This window comes from Flavobacterium sp. (assembly GCF_049318185.1).
In the GTDB taxonomy this organism is placed as follows: domain Bacteria; phylum Bacteroidota; class Bacteroidia; order Flavobacteriales; family Flavobacteriaceae; genus Flavobacterium.
Genome location: NZ_JBMOGV010000194.1, coordinates 1 through 2,811, shown reverse-complemented (window position 1 = coordinate 2,811; position 2,811 = coordinate 1). Strand labels below are relative to the sequence as shown.

Annotated in this window: 3 protein-coding genes; 2 read left to right on the top strand and 1 reads right to left on the bottom strand. The window is 36.4% G+C overall.

Annotated features, from left to right (window positions below; genetic code table 11):
* Positions 1–709 (bottom strand): ATP-binding protein (locus tag ACOYLT_RS11410; protein WP_422853967.1); only part of this gene is annotated, 709 nt, incomplete at its 3' end.
* A 356-nt stretch (positions 710–1,065) separates the two neighbouring features.
* On the opposite strand from ACOYLT_RS11410, the gene ACOYLT_RS11405 reads away from it, so the two are divergent.
* Both ACOYLT_RS11405 and ACOYLT_RS11400 read left to right on the top strand, forming a co-directional pair.
* Positions 1,066–1,200, top strand: a complete 135-nt coding sequence (locus ACOYLT_RS11405; RefSeq protein ID WP_422853966.1) for a hypothetical protein — start codon at positions 1,066–1,068, stop codon at positions 1,198–1,200.
* A 47-nt stretch (positions 1,201–1,247) separates the two neighbouring features.
* A complete protein-coding gene (locus ACOYLT_RS11400; RefSeq protein WP_422853965.1) occupies positions 1,248–1,883 on the top strand; it encodes a hypothetical protein in 636 nt (211 codons plus the stop codon).
* Positions 1,884–2,811 lie beyond the last annotated feature (928 nt).

The following is a 2,811-nucleotide window of genomic DNA, read 5'->3' as shown; positions in this document are numbered from 1 at the left end:
TGTAAAATTTTTCGTAGTCTTCCTTGGTAAGGTCCGAAGGTTTCTGAATCCAAAGGGGTTTAGGATTGTTGATAGATTTATCTTCTGATGGCTTTTCCAGTCCGGCCTCATAGAAATAAATAGGGATGGGTAAAAACTTACAAAAGCGCTCCAGAATTCCCCGAACACGGGCCGCTTCTAAAAATTCTTTGCTCTCTTCATTGATGTGCAAAACAATTTTAGTTCCTCGCTGATCGTAATCTACTTCGTATAATTCAAACTCGGGACTCCCATCACAAGTCCAGTAAACACCGGGGGTGCCTTTGTGACTTTTGGTAAAAATTTCTACTTTATCGCTCACCATAAAAGCACTATAGAAACCCAATCCGAAATGCCCGATAATATTGGCATCCTTATATTTTTGCATAAATTCTTCTGCGCCACTGAAAGCTACCTGGTTGATATACTTATCTACTTCTTCGGCAGTCATACCCACCCCTTTATCGGTAATGGTAAGGGTTTTAGCAGCCGCATCCAGGGTTACCTCAATACGCAAATCACCTACCTCGGCGGCAGTTTCCCCTAGGGAAGCCAGGGTAGTTAATTTTTGGGAGGCATCCACCCCATTACTCACTAATTCACGAAGAAAAATTTCATGGTCGCTGTAGAGAAACTTTTTAATGATCGGAAATATGTTTTCCGTTTGAACGCGAATTTGTCCTTTTTGCATAATACACCGTTTCCCATCCCTCATCAAAAGCAGTACCAATTAAGGGTAGGCTGACAGGATGGCAAATTCCGGCTGTTAGATATGCCGAGATTGCGTAAAATGACGGATATTTTGGCAACCTCCCTTCTCCGCATAGTCTTCCGATCCGCCGAGGCGGGAGGAGACTATGCGGTTCGGAGGAATAATCTTCATAATTTAGCTGGACATTCTTATACGGGGCAACAAGGTATTTATGATATTGTTACACATCTGGAAATAGAGGAGATTGACTTGTGTATATGATGCAGCAATGAATTTACTTAACTGATGTTGATTTAAACTCCGAAGCGCATAGTCTCCTCCTGCGTCGGAAGACTATGCGAAGAAAGAAGGCTGGTTTAATTGTGGGGCTTTACTTTGGAATAAAAGCCGCAGAAAAAGGGTGGGAAAAAGATTGGCAGGGTTGGCCTGAAGAATTTACATTAGGGGTGTATGCAAAAGCTGAATCTTAAAGAGACTATAAACTGAACTGTGCTATTTTGGATACAATAAAATATTTATGAAAAAGTTATTGTTACTCTTTTTTCTAATATTATGGAATAAAGGCAATTCACAAAATCAAATCACTGAAATTAAAAATCAAGGGGGTGCTACAATTCAGTATGTTTTAGAAACTGACAAAATACTTTGTTCCAAAATAGTTGGGCAATTTAAACTTTCATTCATTTGGTCAATAAATGAGCATAAACAATATTTACAAATTACTATTCCAGAAGCACACTATCGTAGAATTTACACTCATGATAGCGTGAAACTCATTTTTGATGATGGCTCTGTAGTCGCCTTAAATGTGGTCAAAGATCAAAATGGATACATGTTAAGAGATAGACTACTATTGGTGGATTTGGATTATGCAATTTATCTTCCGTTTATGGTGGACATGAGTGATTCTTTATTAAATAGTTTAAGCTCAAAAACACTAAAGGATGTTTATTTTATTTGTTTGGGAAACCCCCAGGATATTTCAGATGATTATAAAAAATTATATTACCCATTTAGCAATTACGATAAAAGAAAATTTCAAAAACGAGCATCAATAGACCGAGTTTTTACTCGGCGTGCAGTTAACAAAAAAGGAAAAGAGCACATAAAACTTTCAGCCGAAAAGTTTACGGTTTTCAAATCGAATCTGTAAAACTGTAGCTAAAAGATTTACCGCAAGGCTGGCAGAAGCATTATCATTCTGCAGTCATATTACCTATGCCCCAGTAATACCTTTGTTAAATTTGCAATTATGAGTGTGTAATTCAAATTAGGCCCAATTATAATGTCTACTCCCCTAAATCATTAGACTGATATATTAATTCAGTTTAGGACAAAAATCGAAGAAGAAAAACGCAGCCTATTTAACATAAGAATAATTATAAGCCTAATAAACTGATTGTCAATGTATTACGAATTTTAATATAAGCCTTTGTGTTTTTTCATTAAAAGCCTATTTCTCGTTATGCGCTTCATTTGCGATTTCCCGTTTCTCTGAAGCCGAGATAAGCCTTCTAGTTTTTGACATAATTCATAATTTTACGAGACTTTAATGTTTCTACATTTCTGTCCAGCCTTTTAGGGGGTTAATACAATTAGAATAGAAGTTTCTTAAACTCTACATCCAAGTTCGATTCTTGGCGGGACTCCACCCCTACAAGGTTCTGATTTTCAGAATCATTTTTTGATGAAATTGGGGGAAGGGCTTTTCGGGAAAGACCTCATAAATGTGTTGCACCATTAACATCAAAAATTCATTTAGCATAATCAATACTACACCCGAAATTGCAAGAGGTAATTATAATATGATTTCAATTATAAAAGTCGTTGATTAAGCAGGGAACTAAAGATAAATATTTATGGCAGTCATAAAGATATTTAATCCAAAAAAGTTGAAAAACAGGAAAAACCCTGGTTCTTTTTCCGAGGAGGGGGGTAACTTTATCAAAATAATGGCGCACAAAATTGATTGCGCAATAAGTGCTTTACTCTTTAATAAGCCATAAGTCTGCTGCCGCGGAGTAAGTATTGTTGAAAAAATATGGTAATTGAGAACAAATAAAAATTAGGGTAAAAAAATC